The following is a 24,102-nucleotide window of genomic DNA, read 5'->3' as shown; positions in this document are numbered from 1 at the left end:
ACATCCTCTTCGCGAGCAGGCTCGCTCCCACAGTGGGTATCGGTGTTCTCTGGATCGGTGATTACAGGTCGCCGTAACCCAGCGAACGCAGCGCACGCTCGTCATCGGACCAGCCGCCCTTCACCTTGACCCACAGGTTGAGCATGATCTTGGAGTCGAACAGCAGCTCCATGTCCTTGCGCGCTTCGGTGCCGATGCGTTTGATACGCTCGCCCTTGTCGCCAATGATGATCTTCTTCTGGCCGTCGCGCTCAACGAGGATCAAAGCATGAATGTGCAGGGTCTTGCCCTGCTGCTTGAACTCTTCGATTTCGACGGTGATCTGGTACGGCAGCTCAGCGCCCATCTGGCGCATGATTTTCTCGCGCACCAGTTCGGCGGCAAGGAACCGGCTGCTGCGGTCGGTGATCTGGTCTTCCGGGAAGAAGTGATCGTTCTCCGGCAGATGATCAGCGATAACCTTTTCCAGCGCGTCGAGGTTGTGCCCGTGCTGCGCGGAGATCGGGATGATCTGCGCGTTTGGCAACTGCTCCTGCAACCAGCTCAGGTGCGGCATCAGCTCGGCTTTGTCTTCGATGCGGTCGGTCTTGTTCAGCGCAACGATCAATGGGCCGGTAACGTACTGCACACGCTCGAGAACCATCTGGTCTTCGTCGGTCCACTTGGTCCGATCGACTACGAAGATCACCACGTCGACGTCTTTCAACGCTGCCGAAGCGGTTTTGTTCATGTAACGGTTCAGGGCCTTTTCGCCACCCTTGTGCATACCAGGGGTATCGACGTAGATCGCCTGCACGTCACCTTCGGTTTTGATCCCGAGCATGTTGTGGCGAGTGGTCTGCGGCTTGCGCGAGGTAATGGCGAGCTTCTGGCCAAGGATGTGGTTCAGCAGCGTCGACTTACCGACGTTGGGACGGCCGACGATGGCAACATAGCCACAGCGAGTTGCGTTTGTATCAGTCATTGCCATTCTCCACGCCCAGGGCAATCAGTGCTGCGGCGGCCGCTACCTGTTCGGCAATACGACGGCTTACACCCTGACCTCGGCTTTTTTCATTCAGTAAGACAACTTCGCACTCGACGAAGAAGGTTCGGCAGTGCGGCTCGCCCTGGATATCCACCACTTCGTAGCGTGGCAGTTCACAACCGCGCGATTGCAGGTGTTCCTGCAGGCGGGTCTTCGGATCCTTGTTGGTATCGACCAGCGTCAGGCCTTCGAACTCGCCAGCCAGCCAGGCCAGCACGCGCTCGCGCGCCATATCCATGCCGGCGTCAAGGTAGATCGCGCCGATCAAGGCTTCGAGGGCATCGGCCAGAATCGATTCGCGACGGAAACCGCCGCTTTTCAACTCACCGGAACCCAGTCGCAGGTAATCGCCAAGGTCGAAACCGCGAGCCAGTACGGCCAGCGTCTCACCTTTTACCAGGCGTGCGCGCAAACGCGATAACTGGCCTTCGCGTGCCAGCGGGAAGCGATCGAACAGTGCCTCGCCGGCGACAAAATTGAGGATGGCATCGCCGAGGAATTCCAGGCGTTCGTTGTTGCGCCCGGCAAAACTTCGGTGCGTCAGGGCCAGCAGCATAAGCTCCTGATCCTTGAAGGTGTAACCGAGCTGGCGCTCGAGACGGCTTAGAGAAACGCTCACGGTTTACCCACGCTGAGTTCGTGGCTGGATTCCACTGCCATCGCCGGGATGCGGCGCAGGCCTGGGACAATTAACGCTGTGTTCAAAAATTAAATCCTGGCGATTGCGAAGCCGATTGTGCCGGCTCCAGAAATGCATTCGGCGCTGTGGTCAACAGCGCCGTGTGTAATTACTTGATCAGGCCAACCCGCGAAAAATTCGGCAGGTGACTGAGTTTTGATTCCGGCCAGCTCATCCAGACCGCGAAGGCCTTGCCGACGATATTCTGGTCTGGAACCATGCCCAGCAGATCCTTGGGAATGTTCGGATCATCCCAGTAGCGACTGTCGTTCGAGTTGTCGCGGTTGTCGCCCATCATGAAGTAGTGCCCGGCCGGCACGGTCCAAGTATGGTCCGGCGTGGCGCGGTAACGGCTCATTTCCTTGCGGATCAGGTGTTCGGCAGCGCCGAGCTTTTCTTTGTAGAACTCGGCGCTGCCGAGCATGCCCGGCTCCGGGCCGACCAACTGTTCGGCCACCGACTCGCCATTGATGAACAGACGCTTGTCGGCGGTGTAACGCACCGTATCGCCCGGCAGGCCGACTACACGCTTGATGTAATTGACGCTCGGATCACTTGGATAGCGGAACACCATCACGTCACCGCGCTGCGGATCACCCACTTCGATGATTTTCTTGTCGATCACCGGCAGACGGATCCCGTAAGAAAATTTGTTCACCAGAATGAAGTCGCCGACGTCCAGGGTGGGTTTCATCGAGCCCGAAGGGATCTGAAACGGTTCCACGAGGAACGAGCGCAGCACCAGCACGATGAACAACACCGGGAAGAACGACTTGCCGTATTCGACCAGCAGCGGCTCTTTGTTCAGTTTTTCAACGACCACTACATCAGGCTGGCTGACACTGCCTTGATAGGAGGCAATGGCAGCACGCCGACGCGGCGCCAGGATCAACAGATCAAGCAACGCCAACAGGCCGCAGACGAACACGGCGATGACCAGCAACAGCGGGAAATTTAGTGACATAGGACCTAACTATCCAACCTGAGCACTGCGAGGAAGGCTTCTTGTGGAATTTCCACGTTGCCGACCTGCTTCATGCGTTTCTTACCGGCCTTTTGCTTCTCGAGCAGTTTCTTCTTACGGCTGACGTCACCGCCGTAGCATTTGGCCAATACGTTCTTTCTGAGCGCCTTGACGGTTGTCCGGGCAACGATCTGACCACCGATGGCGGCCTGAATGGCTACGTCGAACATCTGACGAGGAATCAGTTCTTTCATCTTCTCGGTCAACTGGCGACCTTTGTAGTGCGAGTTGTCACGGTGCACGATCAACGCCAGGGCATCGACCTTGTCGCCGTTGATCAGCACGTCCAGTTTCACCAGATTAGCCGATTGGTAACGATCGAAATGGTAATCCAGCGAAGCATAGCCACGGCTGGTGGATTTGAGACGGTCGAAGAAGTCCAGGACCACTTCGTTCATCGGCAGGTCGTAGGTGACCTGCACCTGATTGCCGAGGAACAGCATGTCGACTTGAACGCCACGCTTCTCGATGCACAGGGTGATGACGTTGCCCAAGTGTTCCTGCGGCACCAGAATGTTGGCCCGCACGATCGGCTCGCGCATGTCTTCGATCGACGACACATCCGGTAGCTTGGATGGGTTGTCGACGTAAATCGTTTCACCGGTTTTCAGCACCAGCTCGAAAATTACCGTTGGCGCAGTGGTAATCAGGTCCAGGTCGTACTCGCGCTCGAGGCGCTCCTGGATGATTTCCATGTGCAACATGCCAAGGAAGCCGCAACGGAAGCCGAAGCCCAGTGCGTCGGAGCTTTCCGGGGTGTACTGCAACGACGAGTCGTTGAGGGTCAGCTTCTGCAGCGCTTCGCGGAAGTCCTCGAAGTCGTCGGAACTGACCGGGAACAGACCGGCGTAAACCTGTGGCTGGATGCGTTTGAAGCCGGGCAGCACTTCAACATCCGGGGTCGAGGCCAGGGTCAGGGTGTCACCGACCGGTGCACCGTGAATGTCCTTGATGCTAGCGATGATGAAGCCCACTTCGCCGGCTTTCAAATCAGTGGTGGCGGTGTGTTTCGGGTTGAACACGCCCACGCTGTCGACCAGATGGATCTTGCCGGTGGACTTGACGAGGATCTTGTCGCCCTTCTTCACGCGGCCATGACGTACACGCACCAGGGAAACAACGCCCAGGTAGTTGTCGAACCAGGAGTCGATGATCAACGCTTGCAGCGGATCTTCAATGTTGCCGGTCGGCGCAGGAATGGTGTGCACCAGACGCTCGAGGACTTCGTCGACACCCAGGCCGGTCTTGGCGCTGCAGGTGACGGCGTCGGTGGCATCGATGCCGATGATCTTCTCGATTTCGTCTTTTACGCGATCAGGATCGGCCTGCGGCAGGTCGATCTTGTTCAGCACCGGCATGACCTCAAGGCCCTGCTCGATCGCGGTGTAGCAGTTGGCTACGGACTGAGCTTCAACGCCCTGACCGGCATCGACCACCAGCAAGGCACCCTCACACGCAGCCAGGGAACGGCTGACTTCGTAGGTGAAGTCGACGTGGCCCGGAGTGTCGATGAAGTTCAGCTGGTACTTGATGCCGTCTTTGGCGGTGTAATAGAGGGTAACGCTGTGGGCCTTGATGGTGATCCCGCGTTCACGCTCCAGATCCATGGAATCCAGTACTTGGGCTTCCATTTCACGCTCGGCCAGGCCGCCGCACATCTGGATGAAGCGATCGGCCAGCGTCGACTTGCCATGGTCAATGTGGGCGATGATGGAGAAATTGCGGATATGACTCAAATCACTCACGGATCAACACTCAAAAAGGCTGCAGGCATAGCCCGCCGAAAAATAGCCGGGAATTGTACCTGATACACGGCGCAAGCGTCACGTTCGCCTGTCACCCGGATTGCATGCAAAAACGCCCCGATCTGTCGACCGAGGCGTTTTCGAGGTTTAAAGCACAGGTCAATCGCCTGTCATCAACCGGCTCTTCGCAGCAGCCAGACACCCGCCAGCGCACAGACCCCGGCCGGCACCAGCACCGCAAACAGCGGCGAGAAACCGAACACCAGGCTCGACGGGCCGAGCAAATCCTGGACGATACGGAAAGTGAAGCCCACCAGCACGCCGGTAAACACCCGCTGACCGAGGGTTACCGAGCGCAGCGGACCGAAAATGAAGGAGATCGCCATAAGCACCAGTGCTGCGGTCACCAGCGGCTGCAACACCTTGACCCAAAATGCCAGCCAGTAGCGGCCGTTGCTCAGGCCCTGCTCGGACAGATAGTGGATGTAGCCCCACAAACCACTGATCGACAGCGATTCCGGTGCCATGACCACGGTGCTGAGCAATTGCGGGCTCAACGCCACGTCCCATTGCTCGCTCGGGGTATTGACGACTTCGGTGCTGCGTTCATGGAACAGCGTGGTGGCAACGTCGGTGAGTTGCCACCTATTGCCGTCGAACTCGGCTTTCTTGGCGAAACTCGAACTCAGCAGGTGACGCTCTTTGTCGAAGTGATAACGGGTCACGCCATACAGCAGGCCGTTGGGTTGCACGGCGTTGATGTGGATGAACTCTTCACCCTGACGGTGCCACATACCGTGCTTGGCGCTTTGCGCGTCGCCGCTGCCTTGCGCCAGCGAGCGATTGGCCTGGGCCATGCTTTCGGTCGCAGGAGCAACGTACTCGCCGATCAGTACGCCGGCCAGCATCAGCACCAGCATTGGTTTCATTACAGCCCAGACGATCCGGCCGATGGACACGCCAGCGGCGCGCATGACGGTCAGCTCACTGCTGCTGGCCAGACTGCCGAGGCCGATCAGGCAGCCGATCAGTGCGGCCATTGGCAACATTTCGTAGAGACGGCGTGGCGCGGTCAGCAATACGAAGCTGAGGACATCGACGAGGGTGTAGGTGTCGCTGACGTCGCCCATCTCATCGATGAAGGCAAACAAGGTCGCCAGACCAAGAATGATTGCCAGCACGGCGATGATCGCCATGAACACGCTGCTGCCGATGTAACGGTCGAGTTTAACCACGGGCCACCTCCAGCGCTGCAGCGCGACGGCTGGCCATCTTCAGACGCAGCGGCTCCCAATAGAGCAAACCGAGACCGATGAACAGGAAGATCGCATGCACCCACCACAGGCCCAGGGCTGGCGGGATCTTGCCTTTTTCAAGGGCGCCGCGGGCGGCAATCAGAATGGTCAGGTAAGCCATATAAAGAAGAATCGCCGGCAGCAGCTTGAGGAAACGCCCTTGGCGCGGATTGACTCGCGACAGCGGCACCGCCATCAGGGTCACGATAAACACCAGCAGCGGCAGGGACAAACGCCATTGCAGTTCGGTTTTGGAGCGGATGTCATCGCTGCCCAGCAGAGACGAGGTCGGCATGGCGTCACGGTCGGTGACTTCTTCGCTGACATCCGGCTTGGGCAGCAGCACACCGTAGGTTTCGTAATGAATAGCGCGGTAATCGGCCTGACCCGGACTGCCGTCGTAGCGGTAGCCGTTATCGAGGATCAGGTAGCGGTTGCCGTCGGGACGCACTTCCTGGCGACCGCTTTCGGCCACCAGCACGGAAATCCCGCGATCCTTTTGATCGGCACCGAGGTTCTTTTGCGAAATGAATACGCTGCCCAGATTGACGCGATCGTCGCTCAAGGTCTCGGTATAGGTGACCCGAGTGCCATCACGCAGGGCCTGAAAGCGACCCGGCTCGAGGGTGTCGAATTCGGTCAGGGCGTCCTGCTTGTTCAGCAGCAACTGGAACTGGTTAGCGCCTTGCGGGGCCAGGCCCAGACTCAGCCACGCGACGACCAGCGCGACCAGGGTCGCCGGGAACAAGGTCATGCGAAACAGCTTCTGCTGGCTCATGCCGGTGGCCGAAAGCACAGTCATCTCGCTTTCCAGGTACAGGCGACCGTACGCCAGCAGGATCCCGAGGAACAGGCCCAGCGGCAGAATCAGTTGCAGGAACCCCGGCAGACGAAAGCCCATGATCAGGAACAGCGAGCCCGGATCGAGCTGGCCAGCAGCGGCCTGAGCGAGGTATTTGATGAAGCGACCGCTCATGATGATGACCAGCAGCACGGCACTCACGGCGCTGAGGGTCAACAGGACTTCGCGGGACAGATAACGGAAGACGATCAAACCAGACACTCCAGGGTTGTCAGGCTAAGGCGGCCAAACAAGCAAACACATCGACCGGCCCGCAACGCAGAGCCGTCGAAAAAAGATGCGGCATTATCCTGTGATTGAGGGCGCCTGTCACTGCGCACACTCATCCATGTCTGTAATCCTTTGCAGATCGTACAACCTAGGGGGCTTTCTCAATTAGTTTTCACACCGCGCCGGGTCTGCTGTTGTGCTGGGCAAGGCGCGAGAAGCGTGGTTTGGTCATTCCAAATAAGCTTCGAGCAACGCAGCCCTGCACAACAGCAGGCCCGGCCCTTCGGGTTGTGCCTTAAAGCCGGCCAGTCTGCGTTGCAGGCCTTGGAAAGGGAACAACCATTCCCAGCGGCCTGCGCCTTGCCTGGCTGGCTTTAAGGACAACGCGGTGTGAAAACTAATTGAGAACGCCCCCTAGGGTTGTCAGGTGCGGGGAGCGGGGTTCAAACTGCGGCCCTTGTCGCAGGCTTTGGCCTGCGCCTCTTCTCTCTATAAGCAGGCGACTGCGGACACCGTCGAACGCCTGCGTGTTGACCATTCATTCAGGGATCCGGACATGGAACTGGTTGTAAAAAGCGTTAGCCCAGAAACGTTGAAAACCGCCACCCTGGTGGTTGCCGTCGGCGAAGGCCGCAAACTCGGTGTCGCCGCCAAACAGGTCGACGAACTGAGCGGTGGCGCGATCAGCGCCGTCCTCAAGCGTGGCGATCTGGCTGGTAAAGTCGGTCAAAGCCTGCTGCTGCACAGCCTGCCGAACCTGAAAGCCGAGCGCGTGTTGCTGGTCGGCGTGGGCAAGGATGAGGAACTGGGCGACCGTCCATTCCGTAAAATCGTTGCCGGCATCCTTAACACCCTGAAAGGTCTGGGCGGCAGCGACGCCGTGTTGGCACTGGATGAAATCATTGTCAAAAACCGCGACAGCTACGGCAAAACCCGTCTGCTGGCAGAAACCCTGGTGGATGGCGAATACACCTTCGACCAGTTCAAGAGCCAGAAAGCCGAACCGCGCGCCCTGAAGAAAATCACCCTGCTGACCATCAAGGCTGCTCAGGCCGAAGTGCAGCGCGCGGTGAATCACGCTACCGCGATCGCCAACGGCATGGCATTCACCCGCGACCTGGGCAACCTGCCGCCGAACATCTGCCACCCGACCTTCCTTGGTGAACAAGCGAAGAATCTGGGCAAAGAGTTCAAGGACCTGAAAGTCGAAGTCCTCGACGAGAAGAAGATCAAATCCCTGGGCATGGGTTCGTTCTATGCCGTCGGCCAGGGCAGCGCCCAGCCGCCGCGCCTGATCGTCATGCAATACAACGGCGGCAAGAAATCCGAGAAGCCGTACGCACTGGTTGGTAAAGGCATCACCTTCGACACCGGCGGCATCAGCCTGAAACCGGGTGCCGGCATGGACGAAATGAAGTACGACATGGGCGGCGCAGCCTCCGTGTTCGGTACCCTGCGTGCCGTGCTTGAGCTGAAACTGCCAATCAACCTGGTGTGCATCCTTGCCTGCGCGGAAAACATGCCGAGCGGCAATGCCTCGCGTCCGGGCGACATCGTCACCACCATGAGCGGCCAGACCGTGGAAATCCTCAACACCGACGCCGAAGGCCGTCTGGTGCTGTGCGATGCGCTGACCTACTCCGAGCGTTTCAAGCCGCAAGCGGTGATCGACATCGCCACCCTGACCGGCGCTTGCGTCGTGGCACTGGGCGCGCACACCTCGGGCCTGCTGGGCAACAACGACGAACTGATCGGCCAACTTTTGAGCGCTGGCCAGACTGCCGACGACCGCGCCTGGCAATTGCCGCTGTTCGACGAATACCAGGAGCAACTGGACAGTCCGTTCGCCGACATCGCCAACATTGGCGGGCCGAAAGCCGGCACCATCACTGCTGCGTGCTTCCTGTCGCGTTTCACCAAGAACCTCAACTGGGCGCACCTGGACATCGCCGGCACCGCGTGGACCAGCGGCGGCAAGGACAAGGGCGCCACTGGCCGTCCGGTGCCTCTGCTGACCCAGTACCTGCTGGATCGCGCCAAAGCCTGAACCCGCTGACCGGCGGCGTCACTTTCGGGTGACGCCGCCTGCTGCTCTGGAACCGCAATGACCAAAGTCGACTTCTATATCCTGCCCAGCGCCGATCCTTCGGCTCGCCTGGACTTTGCCTGCAAGCTCACCGAAAAAGCCTGGCGCATGGGGCACCGCATCTACCTGCATTGCAGCGATGCAGCTCAGCGCGATGATCTCGATGCGCGCCTGTGGGCATTCAAGGGCGAGACCTTCGTGCCGCACGGTCCGGCCGACAGCGAACCGGACGGTTTGATTGTGTTGGGATTGGGTGATGACTGCGGTCAGCATCAGGATTTACTGGTCAACCTCGATCTGAAAGTCCCGGCCTTCGCCAGCAAATTCGCCCGCGTGGCGGAAGTGGTGGTCGAAGATCCGACGATTCGAGCGGCCGCGCGGGAGAGTTTCCGTTTCTACCGCGAACAGGGCTATCCTCTGCAAGATCACCGTTTACAGCGACTCTGAGCATTCCAATGGACACTCCGAAACCGCAGCAAAAGTCCGCACACCTGTTGGACGATCTTGAATCGATCCGCCAGTTGCTCGGCGATGACAACCTGCAACCGCCGCTGCTGACCGACACGGTCGACGATGGCGAACAGGAACAGATTCCGATGTTGTTCGAGCCGGTCGGCGCCGAGCCGGCTGCCGTCGAACCGCCCGCCGCGCCAGCACCAACACCCGCCGCGCCACCGGCAGCACCTGCGAATAAAGGCCCAGACGCCCTGCTCCACCTTGACAGCGAACTGCGCGCCGCCGCGCAATTGATCATGCAAGACGTGATCGACGACTTCGCGCCGCACATCGAAACCGAAATCAAACGCCGCCTCGACGCGCGCATGGAACGGCTGCTCAGCCAGTACGAATAACGCGCCCCGTGTAGGAGCTGCCGCAGGCTGCGATCTTTTGACCTTTGTTTTTTAAAGACAAGATCAAAAGATCGCAGCCTGCGGCAGCGCCTACATTTAGATCTCCACCCAGTCCTCCCCGCTCGCCCTCGGCCCCATGCCCCGCTATACTCGTCGGCTTTTCCTGAATTAATGCCAATAGGGTCCCGCCGCGCATGGATAAGACCTACCAGCCGCACGCCATTGAAACTTCCTGGTACAACACCTGGGAGTCCGAGAACTACTTCGCCCCGCAAGGCGCGGGCGACTCCTACACCATCATGATCCCGCCGCCGAACGTCACCGGCAGCCTGCACATGGGTCACGGTTTCAACAACGCGATCATGGACGCCCTGATCCGTTTCCGCCGCATGCAGGGTCGCAATACCCTGTGGCAGCCGGGCACCGACCACGCCGGCATCGCTACGCAAATGCTGGTGGAGCGTCAACTGGAAGCCACCGGCCAGAATCGTCACGATCTGGGCCGCGAGAAATTCCTCGAGAAGGTCTGGGAGTGGAAGGATCAATCCGGCGGCAACATCAGCCGTCAGATCCGCCGCCTCGGCTCGTCCGTCGACTGGAGCCGCGAGCGCTTCACCATGGACGACGGTCTCTCGGAAGCGGTCAAAGAAGCCTTCGTGCGCCTGCACGAAGACGGCCTGATCTACCGCGGCAAGCGTCTGGTCAACTGGGACACCAAGCTGCACACGGCGATTTCCGACCTCGAAGTGGAAAACCACGACGAGAAAGGTTTCCTGTGGAACCTCAAGTACCCGCTGGCCGACGGCGCGAAAACCGCTGATGGCAACGATTTCCTGATCGTCGCGACCACCCGTCCGGAAACCATGCTCGGCGACTCCGCCGTTGCGGTGAACCCGAACGATGAGCGCTACCAGGCTCTGATCGGCAAGTTTGTCGAGCTGCCACTGGTTGGCCGCCGCATCCCGATCATCGCCGACGATTACTGCGATCCTGAATTCGGCACCGGCTGCGTGAAAATCACCCCGGCCCACGATTTCAACGACTACGAAGTCGGCAAGCGCCACAACCTGCCGCTGCTGAACATCTTCGACAAGAATGCCAACGTGCTGCCGGCAGCCCAGGTGTTCAACCTCGACGGCACGCTGAACGACAGCATCGACGGCGCGATTCCAGCTGAGTACGCCGGTCTTGAGCGTTTTGAAGCGCGTAAGCAAATCGTTGCTGCGTTCGACGCCGCCGGCCTGCTGGTCAGCGTCAACGACCACGGCCTGAAAGTACCGAAAGGCGATCGCTCCGGCACCATCATCGAGCCGTGGCTGACCGACCAGTGGTACGTGTCGACCAAGCCTTTGGCCGAGCCTGCGATTGCCGCTGTTGAAGACGGCCGTATCCAGTTCGTGCCGAAACAATACGAAAACATGTACTTCTCGTGGATGCGCGACATCCAGGACTGGTGCATCAGCCGTCAGCTGTGGTGGGGCCACCGGATTCCGGCCTGGTACGACGAGTCGGGCAAAGTCTACGTCGGTCGCGACGAAGCCGAAGTGCGTGCCAAGCACAACCTCGGTCCGGACGTTGCCCTGCAGCAGGACAACGACGTACTCGACACCTGGTTCAGTTCGGGTCTGTGGACGTTCTCCACCCTGGGCTGGCCTGAGCAGACCGAGTTCCTGAAGAAATTCCACTCCACCGACGTGCTGGTGACGGGCTTCGACATCATTTTCTTCTGGGTTGCCCGGATGATCATGCTGACCATGCACCTGATCAAGAACGAGGACGGCACGCCGCAGGTTCCATTCAAGACCGTGTATGTGCACGGTCTGGTGCGCGATGGCCAGGGCCAGAAGATGTCCAAGTCCAAGGGCAACGTCCTTGACCCGCTGGACATCATCGACGGTATCGAACTGGAAGAACTGGTGCAGAAGCGCACCTCCGGCATGATGCAGCCGAAACTGGCGAAGAAGATCGAGAAGCAGACCCGCGACGAGTTCGCCGATGGCATCGCCAGCTACGGCACCGACGCCCTGCGCTTCACCTTCTGCTCGCTGGCCTCGACCGGTCGCGACATCAAGTTCGACATGGGCCGCGTCGAAGGCTATCGCAACTTCTGCAACAAGATCTGGAACGCCGCGCGTTATGTTCTGGACAAGGGCGAAGACTGCGGCCAGAACGGCGAAGCCTACGAGCTGTCGCTGGCGGATCGCTGGATCATCTCGCAACTGCAACGCACTGAAGCCGAAGTGACCCGTCAGCTGGATCAATTCCGTTTCGACCTGGCAGCACAAGCGCTGTACGAGTTCATCTGGAACCAGTACTGCGACTGGTACCTGGAGCTGTCCAAGCCCGTGCTGTGGGACGAGAACGCACCGGTTGAACGTCAGCGCGGCACCCGTCGTACGCTGGTTCGCGTGCTGGAAGTGGCGCTGCGCTTGGCGCATCCGTTCATGCCTTTCATCACTGAAGAAATCTGGCAGCGCATCGCGCCGCTGGCCGGTATTCAGGGCAAGACGATCATGCTGCAAGCGTGGCCAGTGGCCAACGAAGAGCGCATTGATCCGGCTGCCGAAGATGACATCGAATGGCTCAAGGAACTGATGCTCGGCACGCGTAACATCCGTGGCGAAATGAACATCGGCCCGGGCAAGCCGTTGCCGATCTACTTGAAGAACGTCAGCGCTGAAGACCAGCGCCGCCTGACCGAGAACGAAGCGCTGCTGAAGAAGCTGGCGCGTCTGGAATCGATCACCGTTCTGCAGGCTGGTGAAGAAGCACCGCTGTCCGCCACCGCTCTGGTTGGCGAGATGGAAGTGCTGGTGCCGATGGCCGGTCTGATCGACAAGGGCGCAGAACTGGCGCGTCTGGACAAGGAAATCCTGCGTTTGCAGGGCGAAGTCCAGCGCGTTGGCGGCAAATTGTCCAACGCCGGTTTCGTCGACAAGGCCCCGGCCGAAGTCATCGAGAAGGAACGCGCCAAACTGGCCGAGGCGGAACAAGCCTTGGGCAAACTGGCCGAGCAGCATGCGCGGATTGCCAGCCTGTAAGGGCAAATCGCAGTGAAAAAGGGAGGCCCCGGTGGCCTCCCTTTTTTATGCCCACCACATTTCCCCTGTAGGAGCTGCCGAAGGCTCGGGCCGCGATCGGACGATCTTTTGATCTTGCTTCTAAAAATCAACATCAAAAGATCGCAGCCTTCGGCAGCTCCTACATGGGTTCGGCGCATGGCCCATCAATGTGGGACAATACCCGCCACTTTCAGCCATACCCGAATCGACCACGCCCATGAACGCCCCCCGCACACCCAAACCTGCGCGCAAGAAGCCTGACACCGCGACCCCGGCCAAGACCGTTGAGCCGCGTGAAAAGGCCAGCCTGCACCCGCGCAATCGCCATCAGGGTCGTTACGACTTCCCGGCGCTGATCAAGACCACGCCGGAACTGGCGAAGTTCGTGATCACCAACCCGTACGGCAAGGAAAGCATCGACTTCGCCAGCCCCGATGCGGTGCGCGTGTTCAACCGGGCGCTGCTCAAGTCGTTCTATGGCATCCAGCATTGGGACATCCCGGCAGACTACCTCTGCCCGCCAGTTCCGGGCCGTGCCGATTACGTGCACTTCCTCGCCGATTTGCTGGCGAGCATGAACGACGGCAAGGTCCCGCGCGGCGCGATCGTCAACGTGCTGGACATCGGCATGGGCGCCAACTGCGTGTATCCGCTGATCGGCAACAGCGAATACCGCTGGCACTTCCTTGGCTCGGAGATTGATCCGACCGCAGTGGCTGCCGCCAGAGCCATCGTTCAGTCCAACGACCTGAACAAAGTCATCCAGTTGCGCCAGCAGGAAAACCGCAAGCACATCCTGATTGGCTTGCTGGAGCCGGGCGAGCGCTTTGACCTGACCATGTGCAACCCGCCGTTCCACGCCTCGATGGACGAAGCGACCAAGGGCAGCGAGCGTAAATGGCGCGCACTGGGCAAGGCCGATCCGAAACGCAAACTGCCGGTGCTGAACTTCGGCGGTCAGTCGGCGGAGTTGTGGTGTGAAGGCGGTGAAGCGCGTTTCGTGACGCAACTGATCGCCGAGAGCGCCAACTTCCAGCATAAGGTGCTGTGGTTCAGTACGCTGGTGTCGAAGGCCTCGAACCTTCCGGCCATCGAAACCGCGCTGAAAAAGGCCGGCGTACTGGAAAGCCAGGTCGTGGAAATGTCTCAAGGCCAGAAACAGAGCCGTTTCGTCGCCTGGACGTTCCAGACCAAGTCCGAACAGCAGATCTGGCGCCGCGAGCGCTGGGTTCGCTGATAGCTGCGCAGATGCCCTTGTAGGAGCTGCGGCACGCTGCGATCTTTTGATCTTGATCCTGAAGAACAAGATCAAAAGATCGCAGCCTCGTTTCACTCGACAGCTCCTACAGGCGGAGTAACGCCTTGCTAAATCGCAGGCACAAAAAAACCGTGCCCGGATCACTCCGGTGCACGGTTTTTTATTGCTGCGTCTTACTTGTTCACAGCGTCGGTCAGGCCTTTGGCCACAACCAGCTTGATCACTTTCTTAGCAGGGATTTCGATGGCAGCGCCAGTCGAAGGGTTACGGCCAGTGCGGGCAGGACGCTCGGTCACTTTCAGCTTGCCGATACCTGGCAAGGTGATTTCGCCGCCGTTTTCCAGCTGATCGGCAACGATTTGGCCCAGTTGGTCCAGAGCGTTACGCGCGGTGGTTTTCGGCGCGTCGATAGCTTCAGCGATGTCGGCGATCAGTTGGTCTTTAGTAAGAGCCATGTAGTGTTCCTTCCCTATCAAATTCATATGGATTGCAGAGTGCAGTGTCAGCCATCGAGCCCGATCTTCTGGATCTGGCACCCTCGGCGATAACCACGACGAGTCGGGTTATAGATACCGAAATCAGGGTTTGGTTCGACCTGACAAATGCTGATTGCACGCTTAACGCAGTGACTTCGCGTAAGACCGGGCAAAACTAGCACAGAGACGGGGAAATATCCGCCTCTAGCTACCCATTTGGTCAGCTTTATTGCGCTAAATCGGTAAAAAACTGCATATGCGTCAGTGCGCGCCCCGGTTTTGCCCTACAACCCGCGCCAAAACCAGTGGTTGCGGTACACTTAGCGCTTTTTCGGGGGAGCCTGCCCTCCTCCCTTCCTACAGCCGAGAAGCCCATGCCGATCCGTCATTGCATCGTCCACCTGATCGACAAAAAACCCGACGGCACGCCCGCAGTTCTGCACGCCCGTGACACGGAACTGGCCGAGTCTGCAGCCATCGAGAACATGCTCGCCGACCTCAACGAGAGCTATAACGCCAAACAGGGCAAAGCCTGGGGCCTGTTCCATCCGGAGTCCGGCGCGTTCCCGTTCAGCGGCTGGCTGAAGGAATACATGGAAGGCAGCAAGGACTTCACCGCATTCAGCAAAGTCGCGGTCGAGCACCTGCAGAAGCTGATGGAAGAGTCGAACCTGTCGGTCGGCGGTCACGTGTTGTTCGCCCACTATCAGCAAGGCATGACCGATTACCTGGCCATCGCCCTGCTCCACCACAGCGAAGGCGTGGCGGTGACCGATGAGCTGGACGTGACCCCTTCGCGCCACCTCGACCTCGGCCAGTTACACCTGGCGGCGCGGATCAACGTTTCCGAGTGGCAGAACAACAAGCAGTCCAAGCAATACATCTCGTTCATTAAAGGCAAGAACGGCAAAAAGGTCTCCGAGTACTTCCGCGACTTCATCGGTTGCCAGGAAGGCGTCGACGGCCCGGGCGAGACCCGCACGCTGCTCAAGGCTTTCAGTGACTTCGTCGAAAGCGAAGACCTGCCGGAAGACTCCGCCCGCGAGAAGACCAAGACCCTGGTCGATTACGCCAGCAGTCAGGCCAAACTCGGCGAACCGATGGGTCTGGAAGAGCTGTCGGAGCTGATCGACGAAGAGCGCCCGAAAGCCTTCTATGATCACATTCGCAACAAGGACTACGGCCTGTCGCCAGAGATTCCGGCGGACAAACGCACCCTGAATCAATTCCGCCGTTTCACCGGCCGCGCCGAAGGCCTGTCGATCAGCTTTGAAGCACACCTGCTGGGTTCGAAGATCGAATACGACGAAGAGGCTGGCACGCTGGTGATCAAAGGCCTGCCGACGTCGCTGACCGATCAGTTGAAGCGGCGTAACTGATGCTCGGCAATGTGCTGAAGAAGGTTGCACTGGTTCTGCTGGTGGTGGTCGTCTATCAGAACTGGGGCAAGATCGAGCGGGTGTTCAACCTGTCGCAAATGGTTGCAGAGCAGACGCGCGCACAGGCCAGCGTCGTGCTCTACGCCACCGACTGGTGCGGCTACTGCAAGCAGACCAAACGCTTTCTCGACAGTAAGGGCATTCCCTTCAAGGAGTTCGATATCGAGAAGGATGCCGAGGCGCGCAAGGCGTATGAGGCATTGGGTGGACGCGGGATTCCGTTGATCGACGTTAACGGTACGTTGATTCGCGGGTTCGACCCGGACGAAATCCTCGCTGCCCTGAAATAACCTGTAGGAGTGAGCCTGCTCGCGATAGCGGTGTGTCAGTCGATAAATCCGCCGATTGACACAACGCTATCGCGAGCAGGCTCACTCCTACAAAGTTTTGCATCAGACTTGAGAGATCAGCGGGCTTCGATGCGGAAACCAAAGCGCGGGAAGTGCACATGCACCACACCGCCACGCTCGTCTTCACGACGAATGATCAACTCCTCGCTACCGGCAAACAGCAACTCACCCACCACCGGATCAACTCCGTAATCCGTCGCGGCAATCGCCACTTGCTCGCCAGCCTTGTAGCCGTTCGGATCAACAAACTGCTCATCCGGCAATGCCGCCGGTGTCGCGTTGCGTGCAATCTCAAGCGCCTCCTCGGAGGTCATCGCACTCGCCGCGCCATGACCAAAGCCCAGCACTCGACTCAGCCACGCCGAAACCGCCGGATACTCATCCACCAGCGGCGCCGTCACATGCGTCGCCTTGAGGAACCACATGGGATGCGCCAACGCAAAGTCGGCAATCGACGGCTCGCCAAACAGGAAGTCACCCTGCTCGCGCTGTAACTGCTGCTCCAGCCGCGCCATGATCGTCGGCCACTGATGCTTGGCTTGTTCGGCAGACAGACGCGTGGCGCTGCCACCACTGAACAAACCGGCGCGGTCGGCAATAAAAGCCTTGATCGCTTCCGGCGGCAACTTGGCAAAACGCACCGCCACCGATTCCGGCTGAAACACCAGGCTCACCGCATGTTGAAACACCACCGAGTCAGCCCATGTGGCAAAACTGGCGGCGGTAAATTCCTGACCTTCAGGGAAGAACGCCGGCAACGCCTTTTCCTGCTCCAGGCGCCGCGCGATTAACGACGTGTCGCAGTAGATGTCAGCGCCAATCTGCAACACCGGGGTCTTGCGATAGCCGCCGGTCAGGGCGGTCAGATCCGGTTTCGGCATCACCGGCGAAATATGCACCGAGCGCCACGACAAGCCTTTGAAGCCCAGCAGCAGACGGGCCTTCTCGGCAAATGGGGAGGTCGGGTAATGATGCAGAATCAACTCGGACATGCTCGGCTCCGCCGCTCAGATAGTGAGCCCGCAGCTTAGCGTGCATTTGCTTAGCAGCCTACAGATCTGCCTGATGGGAACTGATCAGTCAGATTGATAAGAGTGCTGCAGTGATCGCGTCATCCAGATATGGCGTTAGCGCACTGTCCGACTGAAAAAGTCATGGAACTCTTCGGTAATTACACGCAATTTTCCACATCCGTTTAAAGACACTCAGTGTTACGCGCAAAGGCCCACAAATTCTTGCGCCACTGCCTACGCGTGCGCCAGAATCCGCCGGCTTGTGCGCCTTGGACTGGCTGCGTAACTTGGAACCGTCACTGATTTCCAGTGATCGAGCTTAGCGGCTTGGTTTCGTTCACTTCCGGTTGCACAAGTATCATCCCGTCAGGCATTCGCCTGCGCTTGATGGTGGCTGTGCGCATGGCACCCTCGGGTGCGCCGGGTTTCGGAGTGACCGGTCCGCTAACTTGCGCATAGCCGCCACCCTTTCGCTTAGCGGCGGGAAGGTTACGGCCTCATCGAGGTACACTCCCATGTTCAAGATAACGCCAAACCCGCCGACCATAGACCTGGCAGCCGTCACCGATCCGACATCCCCCTACGAATCCCCCGATTCGAAAAAACTCAACGAAGCCGCCGAACGCGCACTCGACCATTATTTAGGCCCACCCACGGCCCGGATCATGGAGACGCCCTATCAACCCAACCGCCTCTACATGGCCAACCCGCAATCGGATGCCGAATCCCTGCTGGTCGACGCGTGTGAAACCTTGGGGTCGGCGAGTGTGATGCTCAATGATTTTGCCGGCCAGTTAGAAGGCCCACGTCGTAAAACACTGCAAGGCATAGCGCAAATCGTCATGGTGGCGGAGATGGCTGTCAATCAGGTGGTGGATAAATTAGTGCCCACTGAGTAAATGAAATTAGTGGCGAGAGGTGTACTCTCGCCACTATGGTAAAGACCTAAGTTACTCAAATAAATCATGTTGTTTTTCGCGTGGTAAAGCTCGTAGTCGGTCGAACAGTAGGCGATCAACCGCTTGAGCAAGCGGATTGAGTGTGTGTAAAAATGTAAGATTAGTGACCCAAGTATGCCCACATGCAGTCGAGCCGCATTGACAGTAAAGTCGAGCGAACTCCAATGAAAGCTCTTCTCGAGAAACAATCCGACCTTTCTCATCACAGGCTTTGCAGCTCACCGTCATTTAGACCGACTCAGACATGACAAAACCTAAATTCCAACACCATTAAATCCACTCCTCGCCAACTTACCCCTAAAGCCTTTAAAACAGCAGCACACGCTAATTGATAAATGCAAACTCTGCACCCGCCGACCAACCAACACTAAAAGATAAGAATACAATCATCTTTTGATAGTTGTCGTTTTTTCTATTGAGGGCGCGCTGTAAGCATCAACGCCACGCGCGCTAAGCTGAATATCATTATAAACAACCGTGGCTATGTTTCGCGCCCAGTCGAGACGAACCTCAACTATTGGAGTAGACAACCCATACTCTTTCGCAAACTTATCCCTAACGGACACCTCGGTATCAATAGCTTTCACGATCGGAAACTCTGCTACCTTCGACATTTTGAAGCTCCTAAACACTAGCCAGCTAAATTAAAGTCTTAGTCTTGGTAAGACTGGAGCCTTTAGCCTGTCATTAAAAGAAGATCGAAACCACTGTCAAACCTGACAGGTCTTTAGTAGATTTTGCGATTTAAAATTATATTAATACAATTGATTTACTATAAAGATGCCCAATAAATTTTCCTGTCATGTCGCAGCGATCTGTTCACCTGATTGAACAACTGGCTAATCGGTCGTATCTCATTATTTGTATAAACCCGATCTATCTTCTCGATATCACCAAACCCCGCCGCATTCTCTGGCATCCCCCCCAGCGCTGGGTTCATTCGCCACGCAGCGATCACGTCATTGCTTGTGATGCTGTTGATGCGCTCGAACTCGTCTTTTGTTGCAATCAGTCAGATTGATAAGACGCGACCAGGCATTCCTTGGCGCTCTTCCTGAGTTTTTTGATCAAGCGTTCCTGGCGCAGTGCATCGCTCTTGTCGCGGCACAGTTCGGTATAAACCAGCGCCATCGCCGGGCTGGAGAGGAAGAACCGTGCGCCTTTGCCACTTTGATGCTTGGCGAAACGACGCACCGGATCGTCGCTGATCCCGCAGTACAACGAGCCATTGGCGGCGCGAACGAGGTAGACGAACCAGGACTTGCTCACGGGTTCGGCGACGTCGACAGGTTTTTCGCTAAGGCTGGTCACTTCGGGATCTGAACGTGTAGGAAAACAGGCGGCGATCTTATCAGCGACCGGCCTGAAATGCCTTCAGTCCCTTCAATGCCTGGGCGCGCACGGCGTTGCGCACCAGTGGTGTCCAGCCCAGCAGCAGGCCTTTGAAACCGAGGGCCTGACGCGACCAGCGCCACAGATCGAAGTGATCGTGGTGCTCGCAGATCTTGCCGTCACGGAAGACGAAACGGGCCTGGATATCGTTGATGACAATGTTGCCGGTCTGGCTGAACAGGTAGGTCGCGACCCAATGTGCGCCACCGCTGCGCTCATCGGCGCGGACGTTGTCGAAGGTCAGCGAGAAGTCTTTGGCGCGGGTGGTGAGCATGCGCCACATGTCGCCGGCATCGCGCCCGCGCAGTTCGCCGAAGGCCGGATCACTGAACACGACGTCGTCGGTGTAGCAGGCGGCCATGGCTTCGGCATCGAGGCGCTGGAAGGCCTGGTAGAAGCGGGTGATCAACGCGGCGTGGGCTTCGCTCATGGGCAAACTCCAAAATAGGTACAGAGTGCCAGCACCATAATCTGCAATGCGCAGAAACACTATCGGCATTCGTAAACCGAATACCCGCTGTACACAAAACCCATGCAGGAGTGAGCCTGCTCGCGATAGCGGTGTGTCAGTCAGCGCAACGTTGACTGGTATAAAGCTATCGCGAGCAGGCTCACTCCTACAGTTTGAACCGCGTCAGATTTTTTCGCTTTGCACTTGCACGTACAGCGCACGCCCGGCGCCGAGGCCGGCGATGATCGCGCCGGTGCCAATGATGCCGAAGATCCAGCCCACGGCATTCCAGCCGCCGGTCCAGTCATGCACCACGCCGACCGCAAACGGCCCCATCGACGCCAACGTGTAACCGAAACCCTGAGACATGCTCGACAGATTCGCCGCAACATGCGAATCACGCGAACGCAGCACAATCAACGTCAGCGCCAGACTGAACGTACCGCCCTGCCCCAGCCCCAACAGAATCGCCCACCCCCACAGGCCTTCGATCGGCGCGTACAGGCAACCGAACAGCCCGCCAAGAGTCAGCGCCATGACCACGACGATCGCCAGACGCTGATCCTTGCCGCGCGTCGCCAGCCACGGCGCAGCCAACGAACTGGCGAGCTGGATGATCACCGAACCGGACAACACCAGACCGGCCTGGGTCGGCGTCAGGCCGCGACCAATCAGGATCGACGGCAACCAGCCGAACACAATGTAGGCCAGCGACGATTGCAGGCCCATGTACAAGGTCACCTGCCAGGCCAACGGATCACGCAGCAACCCGCGCACACGGTAGGCGACGTTGTGCGCGCCATGTTTCTGCCCGACTTGCGGCAGCCAGAACACCGCTGCAACCAGCGCCGGAATCACCCAGAAACCCAGGCCCATCGCCCAACTGTGACCGAAATGTTCACTCAGCGGCACGCTGGAACCCGCCGCCATCGCCGCGCCCAGACACAACGCCATGGTGTACACGCCGGTCATGGTGCCGGCGTGTTTGGCGAAGTCGCGCTTGACGATGCCCGGCAGCAAAACTCCGATGATGCCGATACTCGCGCCGCCCAATACGCTGCCAGCGAACAGGCCGATCTCGCCGAAGTTGCTGCGCAAGATAATCCCGCCGGCCAGTGTCAGTAGAATTCCCAACACCACCCGTTCAGCGCCAAAACGCCGCGCCAGAATCGGTGCCAGTGGGGCGAACAATCCCAGGCACAGCACTGGCAGTGTGGTCAGCAAACCGGCCTGAGCCGCCGACAAACCGAGGCTCTTCGACACATCACTGAGCAGCGGCGCCATGCTCGACAGCGCCGGACGCAAATTCAGCGCGACCAGAATCAAGCCGAGCAGCAACAACCACGGCCGGCGCACCAGCGGATGGCTTTGTTGCACTTGCTCGTCGTCAGCCTCGGCATCGATCAGCAGCTCTTCGAGTTCTGCCGTGCGTTTGGGGGTTGTGGATAGCTCACTGCGGGACATGGATTTCTCGGTTTCAAGGTTCATTGATCAACTGCCTCGACAAAGCTTTGGCCCGTTCCGGGTCGCGTTGCTCGACCGCATCGAGTAACTCGATATGCAAGTCGAACACTTCCTGACGGCGCGGGACGATATTCAGGGTCTGGCGCAATTGCGCACCGACGATGCTCGAGAAATAGCGATAAAGCTCGCTGAGGGTCGGGTTGTGCGCGGCATCGACCAGACGACGGTGGAACACCAGATCGCAGGCGATATAGGTGTCGAGATCGCCGTGGTAGTGGCTGCCGCTGGTGCCGAGCGCTTCACGCAATGCGACGAGGTCCTCGTCGGTACGGCGCAACGCCGCCAGGCCGATGGCCTCGACTTCGAGAATGTGCCGGGTTTCCCGTGCCTGATCCAGCGAGCAGCGTGACAACGCTTTTAGCGTATCGAGCGGATCGACCACGGCGCGCAAGTAACTGCCATCGCCCTGGCGAATCTCGATCAGTCCGGAAAACGCCAGCACGCGCATGGCTTCGCGCACGGTGTTGCGGCTGATGCCCAGCTCGGCGCACAGCTCGGGTTCGGTCGGCAAACGCTCGCCAACCTGCCAGGCACCGCTGTTGATGCGCTGACGAAGCTGATCCAGAGCCTGATCGACCAGGGATCGCTTAACGAGTGGAGAGATATCTGACATAGGATTTTCCCTTTCATCCAATCATAGGATGAATTTTCTGACATGTTAGTCAGACCCGTGTAGGACGGCAACCACCTAGGGTCAATCGGAGACACATGGAGCGATATTTTCGATTGGTGAAAATTACCCTTTAAGGGTAATTTCAGGGACAGGGTTTTGGTTTCTTATGGAAAAGAACACACCCCATTATGAGCTGGCGGTGATCAAGGCTGAGGTCAGGCGGCTTGGAAGAAGGGCCTTTACCAGAAGCTCTGCAGAATCCGGTGATCTTCTCGGCTTTAGCATAAGAGAGATGCAAGAAATCGTTTACGAGCTGCAGAACAGGATGTTGTACAAGTCGATGACCAGCTATGACGATCATCGAGTCTGGCAGGACGTGTATCACACCCATTCACAAGATCTGGAGATTTACATCAAGGTGACATAGCGCCCTGCCGGCGGCGCACCGGTAATCTCCTTCAAGGAGAAAAACCCATGAAAACCCGGCAATGTTTCAGCTGTGGTGCCCGTGAGGGAATGAGGCATTTCGAGGGGCGAGGCGAGACCCTGAGTGTCAAAGGCATGGAGCGCCGTGTAACCGATCTTTCTGGCTGGGAATGCCAGCAGTGCGGCGAAGTCGAGTGGGATGACGATACCGATAGCGCGGAACGTTATACGAAAGCAGGCGATGAGCTGGTTATCGCCGCCAGACAAATGATCGGTGCCGAGATGAAACGTATTCGACGCAAATTGCACCTGACGCAAAAAGAGACGGTGCAACTGCTCTCCGGCGGCGGGCATAACGCGTTCTCTCGTTACGAGCGGGGTGAATTACTTCCACCCAGAGCATTGGTGCTGCTCATGCGCCTGCTGGACCGACATCCCTACATGCTTGTCGATATTCAAACCTTGGCAGAAGGCGCAGACCTGCGAGGTTTCAAGCACACAGTCCACAAAGAACACGAAACCCTCACCGTATCCTGACCCACAAAAAACAAACCCGGCACAAGGCCGGGTTTGATTTACACACAAACCATCAATGCAAAATCTGACTCAAGAACAACTTCGTCCGCTCGTTCTGCGGATTATCGAAGAAATCATTCGGCGCCGCCTGTTCAACGATTTCACCTTTGTCCATGAAGATCACGCGGTTGGCCACAGTACGGGCAAAGCCCATCTCGTGAGTCACGCAAAGCATGGTCATGCCGTCTTCAGCCAGGCCGATCATGGTGTCCAGAACCTCTTTCACCATCTCCGGATCGAGCGCTGAAGTCGGTTCATCGAACAGCATGATTTTCGGTTTCATGCACAGCGCGCGGGCGATCGCCACACGCTGTTGCTGACCACCGGACAGTTGCCCCGGAAACTTGTGCGCCTGCTCAGGAATGCGAACGCGCTCCAGGTAGTGCATGGCGATTTCTTCGGCCTTGCGCTTGGGCATCTTGCGTACCCACATCGGCGCTAGGGTGCAGTTCTGCAAAATGGTCAGGTGCGGGAACAGGTTGAAGTGCTGGAACACCATGCCGACTTCACGGCGGATCGCTTCGATCTGCTTGAGGTCGTTGGTCAGCTCCACGCCATCGACGACGATGCGGCCCTGCTGGTGTTCTTCCAGACGATTGAGGCAACGAATCGTCGTCGACTTACCGGAACCCGACGGCCCGCACAGGACGATACGCTCGCCTTGTTTGACGTTGAGGTTGATGTCTTTGAGCACGTGGAACTGGCCGTACCACTTGTTGACGCCCTGCATCTGAATAATGCCTTCAGGACCTACAGGCTTTTTGATTGCTTCACTCATTTACAG

The 24,102-nt window shown here is 58.3% G+C and carries 25 protein-coding genes and 1 pseudogene; 10 read left to right on the top strand and 16 right to left on the bottom strand.

What is annotated here, in order from left to right:
• Positions 1-61 precede the first annotated feature (61 nt).
• The 6 genes from era to lptF form a co-directional block, all read right to left on the bottom strand.
• The gene (gene era, locus CKW14_RS12995; RefSeq protein WP_007909024.1) at positions 62-964 is read right to left on the bottom strand and encodes a GTPase Era; all 903 of its coding nucleotides are present in this window, start codon (positions 962-964) and stop codon (positions 62-64) included.
• Positions 957-1,646, bottom strand: a complete 690-nt coding sequence (gene rnc, locus CKW14_RS12990; protein ID WP_093436904.1) for a ribonuclease III — start codon at positions 1,644-1,646, stop codon at positions 957-959. Before rnc ends, era begins: the two co-directional genes overlap by 8 nt.
• 169 nt (positions 1,647-1,815) lie before the next feature.
• Positions 1,816-2,670: a signal peptidase I gene (gene lepB / locus CKW14_RS12985; RefSeq protein ID WP_095050950.1), complete on the bottom strand. Its 855-nt coding sequence runs from the start codon at positions 2,668-2,670 to the stop codon at positions 1,816-1,818.
• A 5-nt stretch (positions 2,671-2,675) separates the two neighbouring features.
• The gene (gene lepA, locus CKW14_RS12980; RefSeq protein ID WP_008083639.1) at positions 2,676-4,475 is read right to left on the bottom strand and encodes a translation elongation factor 4; all 1,800 of its coding nucleotides are present in this window, start codon (positions 4,473-4,475) and stop codon (positions 2,676-2,678) included.
• A gap of 173 nt (positions 4,476-4,648) precedes the next feature.
• Positions 4,649-5,710, bottom strand: a complete 1,062-nt coding sequence (gene lptG, locus CKW14_RS12975) for an LPS export ABC transporter permease LptG (RefSeq protein ID WP_095050951.1) — start codon at positions 5,708-5,710, stop codon at positions 4,649-4,651.
• A complete protein-coding gene (gene lptF, locus CKW14_RS12970) occupies positions 5,703-6,824 on the bottom strand; it encodes an LPS export ABC transporter permease LptF (protein WP_095050952.1) in 1,122 nt (373 codons plus the stop codon). The genes lptG and lptF overlap by 8 nt, the downstream gene beginning before the upstream one ends.
• Before the next feature lie 574 nt (positions 6,825-7,398).
• On the opposite strand from lptF, the gene CKW14_RS12965 reads away from it, so the two are divergent.
• From CKW14_RS12965 to rlmF, 5 genes are all read left to right on the top strand, one after another.
• Positions 7,399-8,889: a leucyl aminopeptidase gene (locus CKW14_RS12965; RefSeq protein WP_095050953.1), complete on the top strand. Its 1,491-nt coding sequence runs from the start codon at positions 7,399-7,401 to the stop codon at positions 8,887-8,889.
• 57 nt (positions 8,890-8,946) lie between these two features.
• Complete coding sequence (locus CKW14_RS12960) at positions 8,947-9,375, top strand: DNA polymerase III subunit chi (protein WP_007909049.1); 429 nt, start codon at positions 8,947-8,949, stop codon at positions 9,373-9,375.
• 8 nt (positions 9,376-9,383) lie between these two features.
• Positions 9,384-9,779: a DNA polymerase III subunit chi gene (locus tag CKW14_RS12955; protein WP_095050954.1), complete on the top strand. Its 396-nt coding sequence runs from the start codon at positions 9,384-9,386 to the stop codon at positions 9,777-9,779.
• 194 nt (positions 9,780-9,973) lie between these two features.
• Positions 9,974-12,820, top strand: coding sequence for a valine--tRNA ligase (locus CKW14_RS12950; protein WP_095050955.1), 2,847 nt, complete (start codon positions 9,974-9,976; stop codon positions 12,818-12,820).
• A gap of 238 nt (positions 12,821-13,058) precedes the next feature.
• Positions 13,059-14,078: a 23S rRNA (adenine(1618)-N(6))-methyltransferase RlmF gene (gene rlmF / locus CKW14_RS12945; protein ID WP_093436942.1), complete on the top strand. Its 1,020-nt coding sequence runs from the start codon at positions 13,059-13,061 to the stop codon at positions 14,076-14,078.
• A gap of 194 nt (positions 14,079-14,272) precedes the next feature.
• Here the strand turns inward: rlmF and CKW14_RS12940 are convergent, their stop codons facing one another.
• Positions 14,273-14,554 carry an HU family DNA-binding protein gene (locus CKW14_RS12940; RefSeq protein ID WP_003221909.1) on the bottom strand — a complete coding sequence of 94 codons (282 nt, stop codon included), beginning with the start codon at positions 14,552-14,554 and terminating at the stop codon, positions 14,273-14,275.
• Positions 14,555-14,949: 395 nt separating this feature from the next.
• On the opposite strand from CKW14_RS12940, the gene yejK reads away from it, so the two are divergent.
• Together yejK and CKW14_RS12930 are read left to right on the top strand one after the other, a co-directional pair.
• A complete protein-coding gene (yejK, locus tag CKW14_RS12935; protein WP_095050956.1) occupies positions 14,950-15,954 on the top strand; it encodes a nucleoid-associated protein YejK in 1,005 nt (334 codons plus the stop codon).
• Positions 15,954-16,304 carry a glutaredoxin family protein gene (locus CKW14_RS12930; RefSeq protein WP_095050957.1) on the top strand — a complete coding sequence of 117 codons (351 nt, stop codon included), beginning with the start codon at positions 15,954-15,956 and terminating at the stop codon, positions 16,302-16,304. Before yejK ends, CKW14_RS12930 begins: the two co-directional genes overlap by 1 nt.
• 116 nt (positions 16,305-16,420) lie before the next feature.
• Here CKW14_RS12930 and CKW14_RS12925 read toward each other — a convergent pair whose 3' ends face one another.
• Entirely contained in the window at positions 16,421-17,356 is a 936-nt protein-coding gene (locus tag CKW14_RS12925; protein ID WP_095050958.1) for a glutathione S-transferase family protein, read from the bottom strand.
• A gap of 536 nt (positions 17,357-17,892) precedes the next feature.
• On the opposite strand from CKW14_RS12925, the gene CKW14_RS12920 reads away from it, so the two are divergent.
• Entirely contained in the window at positions 17,893-18,276 is a 384-nt protein-coding gene (locus CKW14_RS12920; RefSeq protein ID WP_095050959.1) for a DUF6124 family protein, read from the top strand.
• Between the two features lie 51 nt (positions 18,277-18,327).
• Here the strand turns inward: CKW14_RS12920 and CKW14_RS12915 are convergent, their stop codons facing one another.
• From CKW14_RS12915 to CKW14_RS12885, 7 genes and pseudogenes are all read right to left on the bottom strand, one after another.
• Positions 18,328-18,564 (bottom strand): ogr/Delta-like zinc finger family protein, encoded by a 237-nt coding sequence (locus CKW14_RS12915; RefSeq protein WP_095050960.1) that lies wholly within the window; start codon positions 18,562-18,564, stop codon positions 18,328-18,330.
• A gap of 158 nt (positions 18,565-18,722) precedes the next feature.
• Positions 18,723-18,950, bottom strand: a complete 228-nt coding sequence (locus CKW14_RS12910; RefSeq protein ID WP_095125435.1) for a hypothetical protein — start codon at positions 18,948-18,950, stop codon at positions 18,723-18,725.
• A gap of 158 nt (positions 18,951-19,108) precedes the next feature.
• A pseudogene (locus CKW14_RS30180) lies at positions 19,109-19,336 on the bottom strand (phage portal protein); the annotation flags it as partial.
• Positions 19,337-19,344: 8 nt separating this feature from the next.
• A complete protein-coding gene (locus tag CKW14_RS12900; protein ID WP_095050962.1) occupies positions 19,345-19,647 on the bottom strand; it encodes a GIY-YIG nuclease family protein in 303 nt (100 codons plus the stop codon).
• Between the two features lie 40 nt (positions 19,648-19,687).
• Positions 19,688-20,158: a nuclear transport factor 2 family protein gene (locus CKW14_RS12895; RefSeq protein WP_077571232.1), complete on the bottom strand. Its 471-nt coding sequence runs from the start codon at positions 20,156-20,158 to the stop codon at positions 19,688-19,690.
• 204 nt (positions 20,159-20,362) lie between these two features.
• Positions 20,363-21,667: a CynX/NimT family MFS transporter gene (locus CKW14_RS12890; protein WP_093436962.1), complete on the bottom strand. Its 1,305-nt coding sequence runs from the start codon at positions 21,665-21,667 to the stop codon at positions 20,363-20,365.
• Positions 21,657-22,316, bottom strand: coding sequence for a FadR/GntR family transcriptional regulator (locus CKW14_RS12885; RefSeq protein WP_095050963.1), 660 nt, complete (start codon positions 22,314-22,316; stop codon positions 21,657-21,659). The genes CKW14_RS12890 and CKW14_RS12885 overlap by 11 nt, the downstream gene beginning before the upstream one ends.
• A 166-nt stretch (positions 22,317-22,482) precedes the next feature.
• Between CKW14_RS12885 and CKW14_RS12880 the strand changes: the two genes are divergently transcribed.
• Both CKW14_RS12880 and CKW14_RS12875 read left to right on the top strand, forming a co-directional pair.
• A complete protein-coding gene (locus tag CKW14_RS12880) occupies positions 22,483-22,743 on the top strand; it encodes a type II toxin-antitoxin system MqsR family toxin (RefSeq protein WP_095050964.1) in 261 nt (86 codons plus the stop codon).
• 47 nt (positions 22,744-22,790) lie between these two features.
• The gene (locus CKW14_RS12875) at positions 22,791-23,279 is read left to right on the top strand and encodes a type II toxin-antitoxin system MqsA family antitoxin (protein WP_095050965.1); all 489 of its coding nucleotides are present in this window, start codon (positions 22,791-22,793) and stop codon (positions 23,277-23,279) included.
• Positions 23,280-23,331: 52 nt separating this feature from the next.
• Here the strand turns inward: CKW14_RS12875 and CKW14_RS12870 are convergent, their stop codons facing one another.
• On the bottom strand, positions 23,332-24,096 hold the full coding sequence (locus CKW14_RS12870) for an amino acid ABC transporter ATP-binding protein (protein WP_008080191.1): 765 nt from the start codon (positions 24,094-24,096) through the stop codon (positions 23,332-23,334).
• Positions 24,097-24,102 lie beyond the last annotated feature (6 nt).

The organism is Pseudomonas sp. Irchel s3a12, from assembly GCF_900187485.1.
Lineage (GTDB): Bacteria > Pseudomonadota > Gammaproteobacteria > Pseudomonadales > Pseudomonadaceae > Aquipseudomonas > Aquipseudomonas neuropathica.
Note: the sequence above shows the minus strand (reverse complement) of the source record. Positions and strands in the feature narration are given on the sequence as shown.

What these genes read in the sequence shown, in the direction of transcription:
- era (WP_007909024.1), bottom strand. Translation starts at nt 964, where the DNA reads ATGACTGATACAAACGCAACTCGCTGTGGCTATGTTGCCATCGTCGGC.
- lepB (WP_095050950.1), bottom strand. Translation starts at nt 2,670, where the DNA reads ATGTCACTAAATTTCCCGCTGTTGCTGGTCATCGCCGTGTTCGTCTGC.
- CKW14_RS12965 (WP_095050953.1), top strand. Translation starts at nt 7,399, where the DNA reads ATGGAACTGGTTGTAAAAAGCGTTAGCCCAGAAACGTTGAAAACCGCC.
- CKW14_RS12960 (WP_007909049.1), top strand. Translation starts at nt 8,947, where the DNA reads ATGACCAAAGTCGACTTCTATATCCTGCCCAGCGCCGATCCTTCGGCT.
- CKW14_RS12955 (WP_095050954.1), top strand. Translation starts at nt 9,384, where the DNA reads ATGGACACTCCGAAACCGCAGCAAAAGTCCGCACACCTGTTGGACGAT.
- CKW14_RS12950 (WP_095050955.1), top strand. Translation starts at nt 9,974, where the DNA reads ATGGATAAGACCTACCAGCCGCACGCCATTGAAACTTCCTGGTACAAC.
- rlmF (WP_093436942.1), top strand. Translation starts at nt 13,059, where the DNA reads ATGAACGCCCCCCGCACACCCAAACCTGCGCGCAAGAAGCCTGACACC.
- CKW14_RS12940 (WP_003221909.1), bottom strand. Translation starts at nt 14,554, where the DNA reads ATGGCTCTTACTAAAGACCAACTGATCGCCGACATCGCTGAAGCTATC.
- yejK (WP_095050956.1), top strand. Translation starts at nt 14,950, where the DNA reads ATGCCGATCCGTCATTGCATCGTCCACCTGATCGACAAAAAACCCGAC.
- CKW14_RS12930 (WP_095050957.1), top strand. Translation starts at nt 15,954, where the DNA reads ATGCTCGGCAATGTGCTGAAGAAGGTTGCACTGGTTCTGCTGGTGGTG.
- CKW14_RS12925 (WP_095050958.1), bottom strand. Translation starts at nt 17,356, where the DNA reads ATGTCCGAGTTGATTCTGCATCATTACCCGACCTCCCCATTTGCCGAG.
- CKW14_RS12920 (WP_095050959.1), top strand. Translation starts at nt 17,893, where the DNA reads ATGTTCAAGATAACGCCAAACCCGCCGACCATAGACCTGGCAGCCGTC.
- CKW14_RS12915 (WP_095050960.1), bottom strand. Translation starts at nt 18,564, where the DNA reads ATGACGGTGAGCTGCAAAGCCTGTGATGAGAAAGGTCGGATTGTTTCT.
- CKW14_RS12910 (WP_095125435.1), bottom strand. Translation starts at nt 18,950, where the DNA reads ATGTCGAAGGTAGCAGAGTTTCCGATCGTGAAAGCTATTGATACCGAG.
- CKW14_RS12895 (WP_077571232.1), bottom strand. Translation starts at nt 20,158, where the DNA reads ATGAGCGAAGCCCACGCCGCGTTGATCACCCGCTTCTACCAGGCCTTC.
- CKW14_RS12890 (WP_093436962.1), bottom strand. Translation starts at nt 21,667, where the DNA reads ATGAACCTTGAAACCGAGAAATCCATGTCCCGCAGTGAGCTATCCACA.
- CKW14_RS12885 (WP_095050963.1), bottom strand. Translation starts at nt 22,316, where the DNA reads ATGTCAGATATCTCTCCACTCGTTAAGCGATCCCTGGTCGATCAGGCT.
- CKW14_RS12880 (WP_095050964.1), top strand. Translation starts at nt 22,483, where the DNA reads ATGGAAAAGAACACACCCCATTATGAGCTGGCGGTGATCAAGGCTGAG.
- CKW14_RS12875 (WP_095050965.1), top strand. Translation starts at nt 22,791, where the DNA reads ATGAAAACCCGGCAATGTTTCAGCTGTGGTGCCCGTGAGGGAATGAGG.
- CKW14_RS12870 (WP_008080191.1), bottom strand. Translation starts at nt 24,096, where the DNA reads ATGAGTGAAGCAATCAAAAAGCCTGTAGGTCCTGAAGGCATTATTCAG.